At 39.0% G+C, this 20,461-nt stretch carries 10 protein-coding genes; 1 reads left to right on the forward strand and 9 read right to left on the reverse strand.

What is annotated here, in order from left to right; all coding sequences use genetic code 11:
- Positions 1–6: 6 nt before the first annotated feature.
- The 8 genes from H7U19_RS12300 to H7U19_RS12335 form a co-directional block, all read right to left on the reverse strand.
- Positions 7–1,575, reverse strand: coding sequence for an MFS transporter (locus H7U19_RS12300; RefSeq protein WP_186562813.1), 1,569 nt, complete (start codon positions 1,573–1,575; stop codon positions 7–9).
- Positions 1,576–1,599: 24 nt separating this feature from the next.
- On the reverse strand, positions 1,600–3,456 hold the full coding sequence (locus H7U19_RS12305) for a CRTAC1 family protein (protein ID WP_186562815.1): 1,857 nt from the start codon (positions 3,454–3,456) through the stop codon (positions 1,600–1,602).
- A gap of 18 nt (positions 3,457–3,474) precedes the next feature.
- On the reverse strand, positions 3,475–5,448 hold the full coding sequence (locus H7U19_RS12310; protein WP_186562817.1) for a glycoside hydrolase family 127 protein: 1,974 nt from the start codon (positions 5,446–5,448) through the stop codon (positions 3,475–3,477).
- An 11-nt stretch (positions 5,449–5,459) separates the two neighbouring features.
- Positions 5,460–6,953: a family 16 glycosylhydrolase gene (locus H7U19_RS12315; RefSeq protein WP_186562819.1), complete on the reverse strand. Its 1,494-nt coding sequence runs from the start codon at positions 6,951–6,953 to the stop codon at positions 5,460–5,462.
- Positions 6,954–7,018: 65 nt separating this feature from the next.
- Positions 7,019–8,452, reverse strand: a complete 1,434-nt coding sequence (locus tag H7U19_RS12320) for a sulfatase-like hydrolase/transferase (protein WP_343069104.1) — start codon at positions 8,450–8,452, stop codon at positions 7,019–7,021.
- A gap of 201 nt (positions 8,453–8,653) precedes the next feature.
- Positions 8,654–10,381, reverse strand: coding sequence for a hypothetical protein (locus H7U19_RS12325; RefSeq protein WP_186562821.1), 1,728 nt, complete (start codon positions 10,379–10,381; stop codon positions 8,654–8,656).
- A gap of 75 nt (positions 10,382–10,456) precedes the next feature.
- A complete protein-coding gene (locus tag H7U19_RS12330; RefSeq protein ID WP_186562823.1) occupies positions 10,457–12,316 on the reverse strand; it encodes a RagB/SusD family nutrient uptake outer membrane protein in 1,860 nt (619 codons plus the stop codon).
- Between the two features lie 4 nt (positions 12,317–12,320).
- On the reverse strand, positions 12,321–15,356 hold the full coding sequence (locus H7U19_RS12335; protein ID WP_186562825.1) for a SusC/RagA family TonB-linked outer membrane protein: 3,036 nt from the start codon (positions 15,354–15,356) through the stop codon (positions 12,321–12,323).
- Positions 15,357–15,766: 410 nt separating this feature from the next.
- Between H7U19_RS12335 and H7U19_RS12340 the strand changes: the two genes are divergently transcribed.
- Positions 15,767–16,813 carry a T9SS type A sorting domain-containing protein gene (locus tag H7U19_RS12340; RefSeq protein ID WP_186562827.1) on the forward strand — a complete coding sequence of 349 codons (1,047 nt, stop codon included), beginning with the start codon at positions 15,767–15,769 and terminating at the stop codon, positions 16,811–16,813.
- Positions 16,814–17,470: 657 nt separating this feature from the next.
- Here the strand turns inward: H7U19_RS12340 and H7U19_RS12345 are convergent.
- Positions 17,471–20,461, reverse strand: coding sequence for a sulfatase-like hydrolase/transferase (locus tag H7U19_RS12345; protein ID WP_186562829.1), 2,991 nt, complete (start codon positions 20,459–20,461; stop codon positions 17,471–17,473).

Raw genomic sequence — 20,461 nt, forward strand, 5'->3', positions numbered from 1 at the left:
TTATATTTATTTTCTTTGAAGTTTTGCCTGTATCTCTTCTAAGGAAAGCCCTTTAGTTTCTACAAGATATTTATAAAGAATAATAACGCCTACAAGTACAATGGCTGCGTAAATTATGAACGTTATAGTTGCCCCAAAGTGTTCCATTTCTAAAGGAAACAGGAACTGGACTAACGCACTAACTGTACTAGAAATTAATGCAAATAGAGGTATGGCCACGCCTCGATTGGAGATTGGGAAAATCTCTGAAAGCAACACCCACATAATAGGCCCTATAGAAAAATTAAAAGCGGCGATAAAAGTTAAAATGCTCAGTAATATTAACATGGCATTCATGTGTGCGGTTTCTTTAAAAATTACCCCTGAATTATCGCGCGCTGACTCTACACCTAGAATTTCAGCTAAAGTATTTTTAAATACAATATCACTATCGAATTCCTTTCCTACGATAACACCTAGCTTATCGATATCCGGAATATCCTTCATTTGAACAATAGCATCTTGGGTTACTTTATATGTGGCTTGTTTAAATCCGTAAGACACCGTTGCTATACTTAAAATAATGACAACTAAACCACCAAGTACTAATGGTCTACGTCCAAATCTATCAATTAAGGATAGAGATATCAAAGTAGATACTAAACCAATTACGCCAATCCAAATGGTACTAGAAAATGCGGCATCTGTCCCCAAACCTAATTGCTCAAACATCGTTGGGGCATAAATCATAACAGCATTCATTCCCGTAAATTGTTGCACTACGGCAAGCGTAAATGCTATGATTAATACAATCCGCATTTTACTACTGAAAATCTCTTTAAATTGACCCATTGTTGAAGAACTGCTGGTATCTGAATCTTCTACACTTTCAATCATTTCTTGCACCTGCTGTTCAACTTTATCCTCTGGATATACTTTACTTAATGATTTTTTTGCATCATCAACTCTACCTTTATAGACTAACCAAGCCGGACTTTTTGGAATCATATACAACAACAAAAACCAAATAACAGCAGGAACTATTTCTATAGCAAGCATCCAGCGCCAGCCGGTTTCAGCTAGATTCAAATCTTGAACCCATTGGGCATCAGAACCCATTTTTTGTAAAATCCAATAATTTATTAAATAGGCCGCTGTAAATCCAATTCCCATATTTATTTGTAGCGTTGAAACCAGCTTACCTCTTTGCTCTGCAGGTGCCACTTCACCAATATACATTGAAGCTAAAGTCACCGAGCTAAAGGCTAAGCCTCCTAAAAACCTAAACCAAAATAATGATAAAAACGATGGTGCTAAAGCAGAACCTACTGCAGAGACAATATAAAAGACTGCTATGATTTGTAGGGTTAGTTTTCTACCCAATTTGGTTGCTGAATACGCTGTCAGAGGCAACGCTATCAAAACACCAATACCTGGTCCTGAACCAATTAAACCAACTTGAGAAGCTGTTAAATTAAATTCTTGAGTAATAAATTTGAAGCCTCCTGAAATTAATACAGCATCTAAACCAAAGACAAAAGATCCTATAGCAACTATAAGGGCGTATAAGAATGCATTTCTTGTGTATTTATTCATTTAATTAGTATTAGTTAGTTGATATTATTTTCCTATTGGTATCGTATTATTCATTTTTGTGATGGTCTGCTCCTTTGTCTCTCCATTGGACCAAATGACCTTTACCTTTAAAGGCGATGAACTAGAGTCTACACCAAAATGTACCAAGTTATTAAAGCTAAGAGAATATTGAGCTCCAGTTGTTCCTACGCGTTTAGTTTGAATAGTATTTCCCGATTTAAGAGTGACAAAAGCTCCAAGAGCAGTAGCCTTTTTTGATGGCGAATCTCCTACATCAATCACCACATAACTATTACTATTTGAAATTTCATTTTCAAACAAATGCCACTTACCTCTTTCATTACCCAAAACCAAATCTACCTTTCCATCGTTATTGTAATCCAAGTTTTCTACGGCCATTCCGATGGCTCCCAATTCAGGTGAAATTATGGCGTGATCGTGTTTTCTTTTGAATGTGCCATCACCTAGATTAAGATAAAGGATACATTTATTTTCACGCACCAACTCTCCCCTTGGAACCACTAAAATATCTTGATAGCCGTTATTATCAAAATCGGCAATCGTTGAAGCCATGGAATGCTCCTTGAACAGTAAATTTGTTTTAGCAGTGGCATCCTGAAACTTACTGCCTTTATTCTCTAAAAGGACATTCTCAAGACCTTCCGGATGATTATATTTAGGATAATCTTCCACATCGTGGATGACCCCAGTGGACGGTGCAAACAGAAAACCGGCTATACGCCATTTTCGATTGCCTATGTATCCGATATACCAGCCTTTTTTCTCTTTATAATCTGCATTGTCCGGAAAACCAAGGGCATCACTTACCACCAATTCTATGTCCTTTCCTGAATGGGTTTCGCCTTCAAATTCATAATCGTACGAAGCCTCTCCAATATAATACGTATTTGCATTTGGCCATTGCGACTGGAAATTCTCCATATTCAAAACGTCGCCTACTTCAATATTATCAAATAGGAATTCGCCCCTTTTTGTGAAAAGTCCGAGGGTTTTGGTCTCCTTATTGTAAAAGGTTTCGCCTTTTTCGAATTCTAAACCCCTAGTAAAATACAAGTCGAAATCCCCATCGTTATCGTAATCTATTTCTGCAACGCCAGTTACTTCATCAATATCCTTTGGCATTACTTTTTTGGTGACATCCTCAAACGAGAAGCCATCACCGCCCTTGTACATTTTAACATTTCCATGGCCGTACATGACGATATCCAGTATTTCGTCTCCGTTGAAATCGGTAACCAATACTTTTTGTCCATTTGCTTTGCTTGCGGGCAAGGTAGAATTTAAGATAAGTTCACCTTTTCCATTATTTTTATACAGATAGTTTTCCGTTTGACCTTCTTTGGCATTGTCCGGAAAGGCAAAATTTATCAGGTCTAAATCGCCGTCATTATCCATATCCACAAAGCCAACCGTCCTGCCACGCATTAAAGCCAAGGGTTCGTCAAAATCGCCCATCGGTACAAATTCCCTTCCCACTACACGATACATTTTCGAGTTTCGGGCATTGCTCCCCGAGCCACCACCACGGGACATAATGACTTCGATATTCCCATCGAAATCAAAATCGCCAGCAGAAACCCCATGCAAATCACCCATGATAATGTCGTAGGGTTTTGCAAATTTCCCTTTGTTGTTCCAACACACTTGAACGCCAAAACCGTGATCGTTTATCAACAAATCCAAATAGCCGTCCTGGTCCAAATCGGCCACAACGGGGGCATCCCATTTTCTTAGATTTTTCTCCTGCCGTGGAAATTCTTTAAAGACCTCCCTAAAAGAAATTTTAGGATTTGATTGCCCGCTTAGAATGTTCAGAAACAGAAAGGCAATTACAAAAAACCAAATGACAATTTTATACATATATCTGAGTTTCAATGTTTACCAAACAACGGGCATAAAAACTGTCATTTCTGCCTGCCCCCTATTGCTCCAAGCAAAGTATGGCACCAACTGCGTTTTATAAGCGTTTAAAACTGGTTTGGTAACCGCCTGATACATGTCGTCGTTTTTATCTTCCCGTAGCAGTAATTCAGTATTCACCACGGTGATACCTCCCAAAAAGTCAGCTTTATGTTCAGCTACCAAATCCGCATCACCTTTAATGTAAACATCCAAAATAGAGGTGTTTTCAGGTAAATCTGACGACTCAATACAGTACACAATTGGTCCTCTTTTGATGGCTATCTGATTTCTTACTTCCTCAATTCTATTATGTCCTTCAATACGTTTTACCTCCATTGGCATGTCCAGAACAATGATATCTCCTGCTTTCCAAGTACGCTCAATTACTGCAAATTTACCTGGAGTAACATCAACACCGGCATCTTCCCCGTTCACTTTTAGGGTGCTACCAATTGCCCATTTCGGGATTCTAACCTTAATATCGAAAGCTGAACCTTTACATTCGTCAACGGTTATTTTAACCAGTCCTTTCCATGGATATTCCGTGTCTTGTGATAACTTTAACGGAGAGTCGTCCAACATTGTGGTATCCAATTTATTTCCGCCAAATAAAATCACAGCAACGCCATTTTCAGATAAATTGTAGGCCCAACCCGAGCTTTTACAAATAGTTCTTACCAAGTTTGGCGGACAGCAAAAACATTCTAAATAAGGCTGTCTTACCGGGCTTTCGGTTTCATTTTCATGTACACCATACTCCCTTGAATTATTCACCATTCTTAATGGGTTGGAATAGAAATAATCCTTTCCTTCAATACTGATTCCTGATAAGCCACTGTTGTAAAGTACCAATTCTATAATATCGGCATACCTTGATTCTTCTTTTATGCCCATCATCCTATTGCTAAACATGGCATTACATAGGTTGGCACAAGTTTCGTTATAAGCCGTCATGTTCGGCATCATGTAAGCATCGATAAAGCCTTCTTCAATCATATCCAAATTGGTAGAAGCCCCATAATGTGCCTGCCCCACGGCTCCGGTAACGTACATTTTTTTACCTGTTACGTTTTCCCAAAGTTTGTCCAAAGCGTCGATTAATGCCTTTTCGCCTGTTTCGGCATACACATCGGCGGCCCCTGCATAATAGTATAGTGCTAAAACGGCATGGCCCACGGCCTCCTCAGACTCCCGCAAGGGTGTACGCTCCTGAACCATATCTCCAATGGGATACCCCATTGTAGTAGAATCATGTTCAATTTTGAACGTCCCCCTCCTGTTAATAAACTTTTCGGCAAGCTTTAAGTATTTTTCATTTTTAACGGTTCGGTACAGTTCTACCAAGCCCATAATCTGTGTTTGGTTGAATCCAAAACGCTGATAATGTTTTGTGTCTGGCATGAAATAAACACACAGTAAATCAGCCTGCTTTATGGCAATATCTAAGAAATTACGTTGCCCAGTTAACCGAAAATGTACACTGGCCGCAATGAATAAATGGCCATAATTGTACATTTCATGGTACTTTCTATTGGAAAAGCGCTCCGCACCTTCTGTAATTTGGATGTGCGTATGAATATACCCATCTTCTTCTTGAGCTTTGCCAATCCACTCAATATATTCGTCCAGTTCCTTTAATAAGGCTTCGTTTTTCGTCAATCCATAAATGTACATTTTGGCTTCCATAAACTTAAAAAAATCGCCATCGTGCCAATAAAATCCTTTATGTTCTCCTTCTTTCGCGCCTGCGGCGATTTTAAAGTTATTCAGACCGTGACCGATATCACCACACAATACGTCGCCCATGTAGGGTAACATTCTTTCTTCTGCGACCGTTACTTTTTCAGCCCAAAAGCCCTTATCCCATTTACAATCTCCAAAATTGATACTTTTCAATTTTACAAAAGGGCTTTCAGAAGTGTTGGTTATTGCTTTGTTATGTACATTCATTGGTTTATAAGTTAATCAGTTAGTGCTCTTATTTCTATATCATCAATAAAAAACTTGGCGGCTTTGGTTTCTGGTAAATTCTCCTTTTTAATTCGGATTATCATACCATCGTCATGCGAAGATGCTTCCGATCTGTAAAAGTTCTTATTGATAACTACCCATTCCTTTCTGGGAAGTTTTCTCAAGCCAGAAAAGACCAATTCAGTTTTTGGGTTAATCAATGTTACATGAATGGAATCCGTAATCCTACCTTGATCCAGCCAGACTTTCATGGACAATTTGAAATTACCTATTGGCAAACCTAAAACCCCATCAGGCGATTTGACCTCTACTTTTTCTGCCTCCAAATATTCATTTTTACCATAGCCAACAAACCTCAAACTTTCAACACCAGTGGAATAGTGGCCTTCATATATTTGCAGGTATTTAGCTGAATCTTCATCAAAAATCCAGAACTTTTGATAATCATTTGCTTCCTTTGTAACTGGCAATAAATCCAATGGCCTAGGATTATCTTCGAATAAAACCGGACCCTCAAAACCATAGAAAGCCGCGTCTTTAGCAAGGAGGTTATCAGTTGGTTTTTGCCATACCCTCATATATTTCACGCTAAAATCTACCGGTAATTCTTCTTCGTGTGGCACTCCAAGCCTTTTAAATATTTCGGAATCCAACCAGATTTCCATTGGATTATTTAATATGAAATCAGTTCCAACTTCATCTTGGGTAAACGTTTTGATATGTTTTCCGTCAATATAAAAGCTCAAATAATCCTTGCCCCATTCAGCTCCGTAAACATGAAAGCCACTTGAGGTATTAAAATCTAATTTTTCGGAGTGCAGAAAAACTTGTGTTGGCCTTTCTGCCGGTGGGCTCCAATCGTGAACGGTACCGATAAAATGTTCGCCACTTTCGATAAAGCCATATTTTTTAGGGTTGCCCATTAATTCGAAAATATCCAGCTCCTGCTCATAACCTATGCCCCAAAACGCTCCTGAAATTGCCGCATATCCTACTTGTGCTTCAACTTCCATGTAGCCGTAAAGAAATCTTTTTTTTGTTATGATACCACCCGTGGTTACTGGTAGTGGCTCTCCTTCTAGCATACCGTAAGCCTCATTTAGTTTTCCATCGGCATATTTCTCATCTGCAAACTCGTAATCTGGTTCCCATTGAGAAGTTATGACCAGTTTACCATTTTTGAGATTGACATTATGCGGCACAAATTGCGACGGCGGTCTGCCTTTCCAAATGTAATAATCTCCGTTTTGGCCTTCGATAAACCATTTTGAAGAATCCAGCTTTACACCTTCAAATTCATCGCTTATTTCTTCATTCAATACCCATCCACCTTTATTTTCTGGATCTGAAGAAGGGAAAGGGCCTGATTGTTCCATTGCTATTTTTGCATTTTCATCTTCTTTGGCTTTTTGTTCACAAGCTATTTGAAGCATTACAAAAAAACACAAAACGACAATCAGTAAATAGCGGTTTAGTTTAGTCATATTTTTAGTTTAGTTGCTCGAAAAATTAGCAATATTGGTAATCCTTCCTGATTGGAAATTACCTTCTATTGCTTAATGTATTTCTCCATTTCTTTTTTTACCAGTTCAGGGGTTCGGTAACGATCCATTCGATCAATATCGTACTTTTCAAAATCTTGTTTTAAAGTCCACAAGGGGCGTTCGTGTGTTAATTCCCATTCGAATAATTTCTTGAACATTTCCTTTAAACGTTCAGGATGTTGTGTCGCCAAATTGTTTTGTTCCGTAAGGTCAATGGACAAATCGTAGAGTTCGGCAGGTCTGTCTGCAAACCTGATAAGCTTCCAATCGTTATGTCTGTAAACGGCGCGTACATCCTTTTTCCAAAATAAATCTTCATGTGGTCTTCCCTTGACTGTTCCTGTAACAAAGGGCATAAGGTCAACACCGTCAACATCTTCCAAGTTTTCAACATCACCACCTCCCGCAGCGTAAAACGTAGGCAATAAATCAAACGTACTAACCGGGTAATTATAAACTGTTTCCGCCTTAAACTTTTTAGGCCACCTCATCAAGTAAGGCACTCTTAATCCTCCCTCTAAATGGTTTGATTTTGTGCCACTTAATGGCAGATTTAATGATGCGTTTTTATCGGTTGGCCCACCATTATCATTAGAAAACACAACAAGGGTATTTTCATCTAAGCCTAGTTCTTTTAGTTTGTCCATTATTTTGCCACAGGCCCTGTCCAATGCCAAAGTCATTGCGGCAACTTCTTTGCGTTTTCCTATAAGATTTGGGAACTTTGCCAAATCCTCTTCCGTTGCGTCCATTGGCGTATGCACAGCGTTAAAAGCTAAATAGATGAAAAATGGGTTATCTTTATTTCTCTTAATAAAAGAGATGGCCTCATCGGCAAAAACATCCGTGGCATAGCCTTCAGGTTCTTCAAATTGCTCAAAATTACGCTCCATTTTATTGTCATGATGCACACCTTTAAAGTTTTTATAGGGAAAATAACTTCTAGCACCTCCTCGAAAACCATAAAACTCATCAAACCCTCTTTTTAAGGGATGAAAACGGTCTGCATTCCCTAAATGCCATTTGCCGAATGCGGCGTTTGTATAGCCTAGTGTTTTTAAGTAATCGGCAATCGTTTTTTGATCCAACGGTAGCCCCATATCATCTCCTAAGTACTTTGAGTTTTCACTCATGTAACCAGGTACGTTGATTTCTTGATATCCAAAACGTTGCTGGTATTTACCGGTGATGAGCCCCGCCCTGGAAGGTCCGCAGGTAGCATCTGTTACGTATCCTTGGGTGAACAAAACACCCTGCTCTGCAAGTTTATCCAAATTAGGCGTTATCATAACGTCACTCCCATGAAACCCGAAATCACCATATCCGGCATCATCTACAAATATTAAAATGATGTTTGGCTTTTCCTGTGATACACAAGAAAACTGGCTAAACATGGCTAAAATCACCAATGTTCGTATTATTTTTTCTTTATAATTCACTTGTAAACCTTTAAATTTTCAACTGGCTTAAAGATAACCTCTTTTAAACTCCATTATTAATCCTGAAATAACCAATTTTTATCTTTATTTACCTTAAAAAAATAATGATTAATTCTACTATGTGGCAATTTAAAAAGTAAAGCTGTAAACATTAATATTTACAGCTTTACCCAACTAAAACAAACTAAATACTCAAATAAATTATCTTGGCTCTAAGGCAATAACTTGCAAGTTATCTATATAAAATACATGCCTTCCGGTAATTCCGGGGTTATCTTGATTTCTAAAGTTGAAGATTATATTTCCTCCAAGGATAGCTCCATTGCTGAATTCTCTTTCAATGGTGAACCATTCTCCTGTTCCAGGCGCATTAAGGCTTACCAATTGGGTTCTTGGAGTTCCTTGCTGTATAACATTGAAAATAGCATTGAAATTCGAACCGTCCTCGATAAACACATCAAAGGTCAATTTATAGTCCCCTACTGGAATTGCCGAATTTGAAATTATTGTATTGGACATACTTAAGAAACCTGCACCCAATGGCATTTCAGCATCAAATTTTATAGAAGCATCGCCGTCACTTGCTCTTTCCGTACTGCGATTAATTTGAAGTGAACCGTCTGTATTTCTAGCATTGTCCAAGTTATTGCCCCCGCCACCAACAAATAGAAAGTAACCCTGCGTATTTACGTTTCTATCATTATCAATCGAATTTTCCATGCTGGGGTTTGACGCATTGGTCAACAAATTCTTATTTACAGGGTCAACCGGCACATCCGAAAACGGCAATAAGGTTCTCGAATCAATTGAAGTAATACCGGTGCCACTGTATGAAAGCGTTACGGTATCCGAATTTAATATAGGTTGATCCAAAATAAGCTCAATGGCCGTAGAATCATCATTGCTTTTTCTTGTGGAGGTAACGGTAAAATTTTGGTTGAATCCAACATTTTGGACGTTTACTACAAAATCACCTTCAACATCGCTTACCTCATCGATTTCTCCATTTACATTAAACTGGATTATTGTAGTACCGGCACTTACATCTTCATCGTCTATTGCTTTAGCATTTCCGGCTATTTCGTAAGGTTTGGTAGATGGAATAATCGTAATTATTGCTGGCAAGGTTTTGGTCTGCTCAGCATCATCCAATGCCGTACCACGCCTATCGCGAAGTGTAGTTAGTTCCACCAGATATTCCCCCAGTCTGTTAAATGTTACTACCTGCTTTTCCTCAGTACCTGTTTCTGGCGTCCCGCCTTCAAAATTCCAAATTCTTTCATCTGGTCGTCCAATGGTGGTTACATCAGTAAACGTTAGGCTTTCCCCAGCTTCGATTGTAATATTTGTAAAACCACTGGTATCATCACTACTTGGATTTTGACTGGAACTAAGCGTTGCCAAAACCTGCGTGTCATCGGCATTTGATATGGTTGCTTCGGTATTCAAATCGGCATAGACGTCGTAGGTAAGTTGTGTAATCAACAACCACAGTCCATCTGCTTGCTCAACCGCATCCGTGCCAAAAAAACTGACAGGTCTATCAAATCTATTTCTCAATGTAACCGTAGTTTCTCCCGGTTGCTGAAAAAGCACGTGAACCGTTTCACTGCCATTGGTCAGCCCTAATTCAGGATCGATAAATGGTGTTAGATTTAAGCTATCTTTCCTCTCAAACGTTGGCATTAAGTATTTTGAGCCTTCTTCAATTGTCCAACTTCTTGAAATAACGCCCTGAGAAGCATCAATTACGGAACTAAAGTTATTGATATCTATAGGTATTGGCCTGGCTATGGAATTTTCATTTATAGTGAAAAGACTAGGTGTGAAAATTTCAGCCTTTGCATAATCTGAAAGAACTTTGAAGTCATCCTTAGCAGTACAACCAATACATATTATAACTAATAATATTATACTAATTTTTTTCATGTGTTTCTTTTTAATGTTTTTTATCTGTCATGCCATCAATTATGATTGAAACAACCACATTGGTTATCAGCTTAATTAATTTTCAATTTCGTTGTTACTTACAGCCTCTTCTGCTGGTATTGGTAAATAACCACCGTTAGTTGGATAGTTTTGTGCTGAAAACATAAACTCGCTAAAGATGTTTTGCTGTTCCCTGGTCTCCTCATCGGTTGGAACATCAGCGGGGTCTAATTCGGCTATATCACTTAATGCCCTAGTTATATTGGCTATTGGTCCTCGCGCTAATTCAGGTGTTACTTGTCTACGTCCATCTTTTGGGTAAAATACTCCTTGATAAAAATGCTGACTAAGTTCATCAAAACGCTCCTGTGCAACACCCCATCGGCGTAAGTCTATAATACGTGTGGCATGTCCTTCAGCGGCCAATTCCAATGGTTTTTCAGTAAACATCAAGTGCTCCATTAAACTAGTTTCATCATACGGTATGCCATCATTTCCTAATTGAGAATTGATATCTAATGGCACCAGGGCCCATCTATTTCTAATTTTGTTAATCTCTGCAATGGCATCGTCCAAACGGCCATTGTAAATATAGCATTCGGCCAAATTCAACAATACTTCTGCCAATCTATTGACTACAACGTTTTTACCGGACTTTAATCGGTTGCCGTTAAGTGATGACTCTTGTATTACTGCAATATCGTGGTTTGTGTACTTTTTAAATGCCGTAATTGTTAGGTTTCTACTGGCTAAGCCCGTAAACCTACCAGCATTTATCGCATTTGGGCCTCCATAAACAGGTGTATCCAAATCGTCATTTAAGAAAATCATATTGGAAGCTCTTAATGAAACGCGGCGTAAATCCGATTCTCCAGCACCATTAATTACAGTATTAACAGGGTTTGAAGGATCTATGGGTTCAGCTTCATAGGCCAACATAAGCCAAGTTGCTGGTTGCATAAAATCCTGAGCCCCAAAATTAAAGTGGCCTGACCTTGAGGCAAGTCTTGTATGCGGACTACGCTCATCAAACTCATTAAGTTCCAACCCAAAAGCTGTAGTATAATTAATTTCGAAAATAGATTCGCTGTTGAACTCTCCTGCCAAAGTAAACATGTTTGAACCCGTAATTGGATTCACCTCGGTTTCCAAGGCATATCCAAAATCATCGCGCAAACTTTCGTATAGCGCCATGGCTTTATTGATAAGTTCCATGTTTTGTGTACCCCCCTCAGTGCCTTCGTATAAATAAGAATTTGCCAAAATCATAGTTGCCGCACCCTTGCTGATACGCCCATCTTCCGAAACCTCAGATGGCATTGGCAGGTGCTCTATGGCTTCCTCCAAATCTTTTCTAAAAAATGCAATAACGTCCTGAGATGGGGATACGTCCTTATGTCTTTTTGTTACATCTGGCTCATAAAGGTCACGGATAATTATATTTCCATTATTGAAAACCGAATGTAGATAAAAGTGATATGTACCTCTAAAAAACAGAGCCTGTGAGCGTTGATGGTTCCATTCATCAATTTCGGCACCTTCCAATCCTGGACGAATTTTATCCAAAGCTGCCAAAGCTTGGTTTGCGAAGAAAATACCGCGATACAGAGCTCCCCAACGCTGATCAATACGCCTTGTGCTTGGCGAAACTGTTTTAAAATAGAAATCGTTATGTTCATTCAACGCACCACCCAAAGGCAACCTCCTATTTCTCATAGATCCAATATCGGCACGATAATTATCCTCTTCTAAGCTTAATAAAAAGTGGTTGAACAAGGAATTATAGGCCCCGTTAAGCACTTTTTCTGAATCGTTCAAATTATTAACGGATTCTAAAAGTTCTGGTGCATTTGGATTGGGCTCGTCCAAGTATTCCTCGCAGGAAAACGTTAGAGCTACCAATACTATCACATATAAATATTTTATCTTTTTCATCTTTCTAGAAATTTAATCTTACACCTAAATTATAACTGGCAGTAATTGGTATCAAACCACGGTCAATACCTTTTAATTGAATATTGTTTCCTCCAACTTCTGGGTCAAGACCAGTGTATTTTGAAATTGTCAGCATATTCTGGGCATTGGCAAAAATTCTTGCCCTGACCAGCCCAAGCTTTTTAATTACATCATTTGGTAGGCCATAAGATACTACTACGTTTCGTAATCTTATAAAAGAACCATCTTCTACAAAGAAATCAGAACTACCATTGAAGTTTGTGTCGCCCCTGTCATTATCCCTATATGCCGGAATTGGAGTATTTTCATTTACGCCAGGGATGTACTGATATAGTAAATCCTTATGGCGTCCTTGACGCATTGCGTTGGCCCGTGTGGCATTATACACCTCATTGCCGAAGGAACCGTACCAGTTCATTACAAAAAACCAGTTTTTATATGTTGCCTGAATGTTAAGCCCCAATTCATAATCTGGAAGCCCACTTCCTTTATAGACTCTATCACCTTCGCCTCTTAATGAACCGTCGCCGTCCCTATCAACATACCTTAAGTCTCCCAATTGTGCATTTTCGCCAAATCGATTATTATAGTCGGCAACTTCTTGATCCGTCCTTAGCAAGCCATCGGTCTCCCATAATAAGAACGACCCTGCTTCCCTGCCAACTTGCAACCCTGAGACTAAAGACTCAATATCGCCAAAGATACTTAAGGTACTAAACATAAGTCGGTCATTATCTCCGTTGATACTTGTAACCCTGTTCTTGTTTGTTGTGAATGTTCCCAACAAATTCCAACGCACTTTCCCAGTGACTGGACGGTAACGCAATGAGGCTTCAAAACCTTCATTGGTCATATTTCCAATATTAAAAACTGCAAAGTTAGATCCTTGAAAACGCTCTACAGTAGCGGGTGCCCCAAAGCTTGGGTTCAATCGAATGTTTGATAACAAATCCTTTTTATCCGTGTTATAATAGTCCGCAGTAAACGTTAGTTTATTTTTCCACATATTGATATCCACCCCTATATTGCGCTGGGTAGTAACCTCCCACTTTAATGCAGGGTTACCAAAGGATTGCTGAACAATGCCCGGAGCTTCGTTTACTCCAGAACCCGACCCAAAATAGGCATTATATCCTGTTATCACCGGACTAAAGATTGAATTTGGCGCAAAGCGGTCATTACCGGTAGTACCTATACTACCCCTTAATTTAAAACTGTTAATGGTTCTTTTTAGTGGTCGCCAAAATTTTTCTTCCGAAATGTTCCACCCTGCCGAAACCGAAGGGAAATAGGCATAACGGTTATCCTTCGAAAATTGGTTGGAGGCATCCACCCTCATACTAGCACTTAACAGATATTTTTCATCGTAATCGTATTGAATACGGCCAATTGAACCTACACGTTTTATCTTATAATCTGGTTCTACATTAATGACCCCCCGGTTTACACTAATAGTCCCATAGGACAGCGCTTCTGCACCTGTAGTTCCCAACGTAAGGTTAATGGGATCAGAAAAGGACAACCCTTTGCTTATTGTACCAATGGATGTAAAATTATCCTGTTCAATACTCATTAAGGCTAAAGCACTTAAATTGTGCTTGCCAAAATCCTGTTTGTAGTTTATCCCGCCGTTCCAGTTGAGTAAAATGGTCTGGTCCCTTCCTTCGAAAACAAAACTATCTTCATCCGATCTTAGGTTATTTCCGGTTGAATCAAACAAATCAATTCTTGGTTGAATCTGTTTTTCTTGCTCATGTGTAAATACGCCGGCAATAAGCGTGGTCAATTCAAGTTGGTCGTTAATTCTGTATTTAATGTTTGAACTCCCCTCAAAACGATATCTGCCTATCTGTCTATCTCTGGTCAAGGCTTCCAAAACTTGCTCGTAAGGGCCTGCACTCTCGTCATTTTCATTAACCACGTTGAAACTGTCCGGGCCAATTTTATCCAAGTAAGGAAATGCTCTTTGCCCAAGAATTAAAAGGTTAAAGTTAGGACGCTCCCTATCGTCAATAGTAAATCCAAAACCGTTATTAAAAGTCCACTTGCTTTTTTCCATATTGAGGTTAGCCCTCAAATTATAGCGCTTAAAGCTTGAATTGATCACAATACCTTCCTGATTGAAAAGCCCCATAACCACGCTATAGTTTGCGTCTTCATTTCCTCCGGAAATACTAAAATTGTACCTATCAATACGCGCATGGTCGTTTTCTGTCAAATCCCTTAAATCGTTATCATTCAATAAACTAAACCTGTCCGATCTTGCTGGGCTTCCATTTCTGGTTGGATTGTTCAGGTCAAAGAATATTTGTTCCTTTGTATTCATCAAAGGGGTTTGGCGGGTAATTTTTTGAAACCCATTAATCACTTCCAACTCAATAGCCGTGTTGCCTGGCTTACCTTTTTTAGTAGTTACCAAAATTACACCTCCGGCGGCTCGAGTACCATAAATGGCAGCAGAGGCAGCATCTTTTAAAACATCAATCGTTTCAATTTCGTTTGGGTTAAGCCCTGGGTCTCCGTTGGATTGTGGCACACCGTCAACTACCCATAAAGGCGAATTAGATCCGGTTAATGAAGACACCCCTCTAATTAGGATTCCCGATCCCTCACCAGGCTCTCCACTGTTGGCAGTAACACTAACTCCTGCAATTTGTCCTTGTAACGCCTGACCAATATCACTGGTCACCACATTTTCAATTTCCTCGGCCTTTACCTGCGCTACAGCACCTGTAACTTCCTTCTTCTTCTGGGTACCAAAACCAACGACCACAACTTCATTGAGCTCGTCAATTTCAGTATCCATTTGTACATCTAATTTAGGGCCGGTAACCGGCAATGTAACAGATTTCATCCCGAGATAACTGAAGGTAAGCTTGTCGCCAATATTGGCTTCAATTTCGTACTTCCCATCAAAATCCGTAACGGCTCCGGATGCACTAGCACTTTTCTGTAAAACAACGGCAACGCCTGGTATGGGCACACCGTCTTCAGATCCAGTTACAACACCTTGAACCATTAACGTTTGGTTTTGTGCTAATGTCAGTCCGTAGAAACATAAGCAAACAAGGAGCAAACAAATGCTTCTAGTCCTTTGAACATCAAAAATCATTTTTAATTTCATGTGTTTTAGTATTAGTTTTTAGTTAGTGCAATTAAAAATTACCTATGGCGAAGTAATCATTACACGAAAAATAATGCGACATTATTCTTATAAAGCCTCAATGACAAAATTACTGGCTCTTTTAGTTAGATATTTAGCAATATTTATCTATTACTTATCAAAAATTACCCTTTGGGCAATTGTGTCAGATATGGGATTCTAAATTAGATAATTCAGTGCAAGGAAAGGGTAATTTTTTACCCTTTATGTTTTTAGTTTCGCTCTAATTTTGAACATCCATAATTAACTATATAAAACATTTTATTATGAAAAAAATTTACACAACATTTTTACTTGCTTTTGCCTTTGTTGCATTGGTAAATGCTCAGTCAACTCTTTTCTCTACAGACTTTAGCACTGCGGATTACACTACTGGTGGCCCTCAAACGGACTTAGATAGTCACCCTGATTGGAATGCTGGTCATTTTGGCAACGCAAACACATGGGTTGCCTTTACTTCGGCTGAACCAAGAGAAGTTATTAGAACCGGTGCTTTTTTTACATACGCGTTAGTGGATTCCACTCCTATAACTGCTACTGACGGGGATGTTATTACCATTACGGTGAATATTGATCTTGGGTTTAATGGACAAACGTACGGAACAGAGCCTGATGAAAACTTAATTTTCATAGGTCTTTTGGATAAAAATAACCCCATGAGCGGTGCAGAAGCTAATAATGCCAACAGAGATGGCATAATGATTCAAAACAAAGGAACAACCAACGAACTTGCGTTGACCAATAATAACGGAGGAGCAGGTAGTGGTTTTGGTACAACCGGTGTTTTAGCCAGTGAATTAAACGCCAGAAGATATGAAGTAGTTGTTGAATACCTTATAGGGGCAGATGCCGCTTCTTCAAGTAAGTCTGCTCAAATTACAAGTATTAATGGTACTGCTGGTTCAGCAGTAACATCATACTCAACTGCACTCAGTGGAGACATTTATACTGAGCTTACTGGCACAGGAGCTTATTTCTTTACTTGGGCTTTACGTTTTGGTTTTGGATCAAGTGCCATTAGCCATTTACATATCAATAGCATGTCGGTTACTAAAAACATGCCCGTTTTATCCACCAACAAAAACAACGCTTTTGAATTTGGCTTGTATCCAAACCCAGTCAATGACGAATTACATATCAATACACAAGAAGCTATCAACAAAGTTGAAGTTTTGGATTTATTGGGCAGACAGGTATTGTTCCAAGAAAACGTATTAGACACCGTTGATGTTTCTTCTTTAAAAAGTGCGCTGTATATTGTCAGATTAAGTTCAGACAGAGGTGTTTCCACTAGAAAGTTTCTTAAAAAATAAGTAGTTTTAAGTATTGATCGTTAAGCTAGTTATTTTAGTTAATTGTAAAATCCCAAGGTTTAAGCTTTGGGATTTTTTTGTGCCAGCAGTCTCTCTGGTAGTAAAAGTGGTCAATTGCCAACCCTGTATGTGCAAATTGGAATTCATCAACTTTAAAAAAGCACCATTGCCCAATTAATTGTATCCTCATAATTTTGGTGCTTTCGATTAGCCACTAAAACTAAATTCGGTTTATTTTTCAGGCTCACAATTAAATTTTTGTGCAAGGGTAAGTACAAAATAATGATAATCAGACTGAGTCAGATTATTAAATATCCGTTTTTAAAAATCCTTATCCTGCAAGGTTTTGAGCACCTTTTGGATATTTTGGTGACAGTATTTTAACTCATACACTGCTAGTTTCATTTAATATAGCTGAATCATAATAATTTGACATAATCCACTAAACAGATTTATTTATAGAAAGACCGGTCAGGTTTTAAAAACCTGACCGGTCCGCAATAATTTTTATCCTATTTTATTTTGATTTAACTATATTTCTTAAGAATTCTTATCTAAATCAGGCAATAAAAAGAAAAGACGCCAGATAATCATCTGACGTCTTTATTTTCACGAAATGGTAAAAATATATTGCTTGCTATTAATCTTAAACCTTTTTTAAAGTTTTACTATTTTCCCTATTTGTGAGCTACTGTCCGAGCTAACTTTTATCAAATATATTCCTGAAGGCAAATCAGAAACATCCATTTTAAAGGATTGATTCTGTTTTGTATTTAATGTCCTTAATACTTTTCCGGTTAGGCTTAATAGCTCAACATTAGCACTTTGGATATTCCCATTTAATTTTACATTAAAATAGTCTCTTGTTGGATTTGGAAATAACCTTAATCCCAAATCTATGGCGTTAGCGTCATTTGATGATAACGTGACTTGTCCCAAAAAGATATCTCCAGCATCAGAATCAACTGTATCACTGTTATTCCAGAGAAAATAAGCATTAGATTCGTTCAGTATCCAATTCGTATAATTGTTGACACTTGCCCTTACCGTAGCAGGATCTCCAGAAGCATTTCCCGTATATACGCCAAAATTTTGATCATAAGGATTGCTAACATCTCCGCCAGTAACATCTATATCAAATCCAACAAGAGCCGCGGGCAATTCGCAATACGCATTACCACCTCCAACCGCCCAACCTGCATTCTGAATACTTGCGTTTTCAACACCGTTAGTATTCAAGCCTGTTAACCACAGGTTACTATTATCGCTGGGATGTGTATCCGTAGCTCCACTGTACATCAAAACAGAATCGCCCGCCGGAGAAAGATCCCAGTCACCATCTGTACCAAATGTCTGCACAGTGTTTCCGACCGCAGTTTCTACATTATTAATCACAGTTGTAACAATACCACTTCTTTCCAGTTTAAAAATAGTACCTGCATTATGCGTACTCGTAGCAGTCCAAGAAAACACATCATCAATAGCATAAGGGCTTCCTCCTCCCCCTAAATTAAAGGAGCCATCATCTTTCCAACTTCGGTTGGACATAGTAATTGAGGTTCCTGGATTAATATCTTTTAAGATGACAAATGCTAATTCAGCAACATTTCCCGCATCAGCTTTGTAGCCAACAATTGCAACATCTCCAGTGGTTAAGGTAGTTGGCAAAGTAACATCTGAAATATTGATTTGAGCTGGAGTAGTATTAATTGACCCAAAGGATGTACTCACCAATTGAATAACCACTGTTTCGGTACCTTCTGCCATACCATCTTCACTGGCAACAATTATAATATCGGTACCATTAGTCCCTTCCAAAATTGTTAAAGTTCCTGACAACATTGTATAATCTGTACCATTAGTTGCCTCACCACTTACCGTATATGTTACAGTAATATCCGAATCAGCAAGTATGCCCGTTGGCAAGCTCATTGTGAACACGCCATCGGTTTGCCCTTCCACAGCATCTGTTTCTCCAGTGACACTTATAAGCTCCGGGTCAGTTATCAATGGCATTCCAAAAAAGCCGTCGTAATTTGGGAGTGTGCCATCATTCCATAAAAAACTATGTGGATGCCCAGAACCATCGCCGTCATTGTCATAAAAACAGGGCTTTACATCTTGAAACTCTGATACCCACGCCACGCCTTCGGTAAGCATACCGTCAATTAACGTTTCTGCATTGGGTTCTGTCCCTCTTATATCGGTTGTTTCGCCTGGGTCCGTCATAATATTGTATAATTTAAACCCTGCTGTTGTATTGTTATTTCCTTTTTTAACGATTTTATAATCGCCCTTCATAATAGCTCCATTGTGAAAACCAAGTTGAGGGCGCATAACGTACATATTTTCTCCAGGACGTGCATCTTGGTTTGCTACTACTTTATTCATTACGGCCTTTCCTTCAAGCAATTTACCAGCAGGAACTGGTGCCCCAGCTAAATCTAAAAATGTAGGATATAAATCTATTGAAGAAATTAGATGGTCATAGGTTTGTCCTGCACTTAATTCATCCGGCCAATGCATAAACATAGGCACGCGATGACCTCCTTCGTCCACACTACCCTTACCTTGTGTAAGCGGATAATTGACGGCTCCCGCCTGTCTTAACTTACCGCCATTATCACTCATGAATACAATCAGCGTATTGTTTAAAATGCCGTTTGCCGTTAAGGCATCTACAACTAGACCAATACCTTCATCCATAATGCTGACCATGGTAGCATACACTAGACGATCTTCCACTAGTGTGGCTCTATACTCTTCGTCAGTTCCCGTCCAACTGCCCGGAATATTTGCATTTAAAATATCTGGGCTATTTGCCACGACCGAAGAAAATGTGCTTCCCGGAGTACCGTCTCCATTGGCCGCGTCAAAAGCATCAATTTTGGATTGAGGTGCTTGTAACGGCGTATGTGGCGCGTTATAGGCTAAGTACATAAAAAATGGATCTGTACTGCCCGCCGTGGATAAACTATCAATATAATCAACAGCTTCTTCGGTAAGAATATCTGTTAAGTATTCATCATTATCAAATTCGTTTGCGGTAACATATGTTTGATTTCTTAACAATGGCACACGATATTCATTTGTTACCGTTCCGCCACTATTATACCATTGTGCTTCATAATCGGACTCAAAGTATTGATGGCCACCGCCTAACATTCCGAAGAAATAATCAAAACCTCTATTATTTGGAATGAAGTCGTTACTAACACCAACGTGCCACTTACCGATAGCGGCTGTATTATAATTATTTTCCTGTAAAACCTTGCTGAAGAATTTTTCATTGGTGGTTACTCCATTGGGATCTGCCACACTATTCATTAAATTGTATTGCGCACAAATTCTATGGGGGTAAACCCCTGTTAATAAGGCCGCTCTACTAGGCCCACAAAAAGGATGGGCAACGTGAGCATTCTGTGCTATCACACCATTGGAGGCCAGGGCATCTAACTCCGGAGTGGGTATTACACCATATTCTTCGGGAAAATTTGCGGGCCTATTAAAACCAACATCCGTATAGCCTAAATCATCCGCAAAAATTAGAATGATATTAGGTTTTGTGTTTTCGGTTTGCCCAAAGGCATTTGTGATGAAACACGCAAAAATTGCTATGAATACTATATTAAAGGTATAATTCCTCAT

The organism is Hyunsoonleella aquatilis (assembly GCF_014270105.1).
Lineage (GTDB): Bacteria > Bacteroidota > Bacteroidia > Flavobacteriales > Flavobacteriaceae > Jejuia > Jejuia aquatilis.

Bases quoted from the DNA above. Each gene is read 5' to 3' on its own strand.
- H7U19_RS12300 (WP_186562813.1), bottom strand. From the start codon at position 1,575: ATGAATAAATACACAAGAAATGCATTCTTATACGCCCTTATAGTTGCT.
- H7U19_RS12305 (WP_186562815.1), bottom strand. From the start codon at position 3,456: ATGTATAAAATTGTCATTTGGTTTTTTGTAATTGCCTTTCTGTTTCTG.
- H7U19_RS12310 (WP_186562817.1), bottom strand. From the start codon at position 5,448: ATGAATGTACATAACAAAGCAATAACCAACACTTCTGAAAGCCCTTTT.
- H7U19_RS12315 (WP_186562819.1), bottom strand. From the start codon at position 6,953: ATGACTAAACTAAACCGCTATTTACTGATTGTCGTTTTGTGTTTTTTT.
- H7U19_RS12325 (WP_186562821.1), bottom strand. From the start codon at position 10,381: ATGAAAAAAATTAGTATAATATTATTAGTTATAATATGTATTGGTTGT.
- H7U19_RS12330 (WP_186562823.1), bottom strand. From the start codon at position 12,316: ATGAAAAAGATAAAATATTTATATGTGATAGTATTGGTAGCTCTAACG.
- H7U19_RS12335 (WP_186562825.1), bottom strand. From the start codon at position 15,356: ATGGTTCAAGGTGTTGTAACTGGATCTGAAGACGGTGTGCCCATACCA.
- H7U19_RS12340 (WP_186562827.1), top strand. From the start codon at position 15,767: ATGAAAAAAATTTACACAACATTTTTACTTGCTTTTGCCTTTGTTGCA.
- H7U19_RS12345 (WP_186562829.1), bottom strand. From the start codon at position 20,461: ATGAGGAATTATACCTTTAATATAGTATTCATAGCAATTTTTGCGTGT.